Origin of the sequence: Agromyces humi (genome assembly GCF_009720255.1) — a bacterium.
GTDB classification, from domain to species: domain Bacteria; phylum Actinomycetota; class Actinomycetes; order Actinomycetales; family Microbacteriaceae; genus Agromyces; species Agromyces humi.
Window position 1 is genome coordinate 1 of the sequence record NZ_WJSP02000729.1, and the last position, 717, is coordinate 717.

The 717-nt window shown below is 72.8% G+C and carries 1 protein-coding gene and 1 pseudogene; one reads left to right on the forward strand and one right to left on the reverse strand.

What is annotated here, in order from left to right; genetic code table 11:
* Positions 1–223: pseudogene (locus GH736_RS23820) on the reverse strand (TetR/AcrR family transcriptional regulator); the annotation flags it as partial.
* 66 nt (positions 224–289) lie between these two features.
* Here GH736_RS23820 and GH736_RS23825 point away from each other — a divergent pair.
* Positions 290–717, forward strand: a 428-nt coding sequence (locus tag GH736_RS23825; protein ID WP_159607576.1) for an FAD-dependent oxidoreductase, incomplete at its 3' end; no start/stop codon positions are given.

Genomic DNA, 717 nt, shown 5'->3' on the forward strand with positions numbered 1-717 from the left:
GCGCGGTCGCCTCATCGGCGCCCACCGACCAGAGCGCCAGGTCGCGCTCCTCGAGCCGGTCGACGGCTGCGGTCACGGGCGCGGCGCGGGTGCGGAAGTAGTTCGAGGTGGTGCCGGCGGGCGAGCCTGACGCGAGATCGACGGCCCGGTGCGTGAGCGCCTTCATGCCCTGCTCGGCGACGATGCCGAGGGCGGCGTCGGCGACGAGCGTGCGGCGGTCCATGCGGCGAGTGTAGCGAATCACTACAGAAGTAGTGCGGACGTACTACAAACGTAGTAACCTGCCCGCATGGATCGCACCACCGTCGGCATCGTCGGCGGCGGCATCGCCGGATCGGCGCTCGCCGCACGTCTCGACCCGACGCGCTTCCACGTCACCATCCATGAGCGGCGTGCGGAGCTGCCGGCCACCGGGACGAGCCTCGCGATGTGGCCCGAGGCGCAGGCGGCGCTCGCGACGATCGGCGTCCTCGACCGGCTCCAAGAGGCCGGCATCGCCCTCGACCGCTTCCCGATGCGCAGCGAATCCGGCAGGACGTTGGCCGATCTGCCCGCCGACGGCCTGCTGCTCGGTCGGCGCGACCTGCTCGCGGCGCTCGACGCGGCGGTGCCCGACACGGTGGAACGCGTCACGGAGCGGGTCGAAGACCCCGACCGCATCGAGGCCGACGTGGTCGTCGGCGCCGACGGCGTGCGCAGCGTGGTGCGCCGGCGACA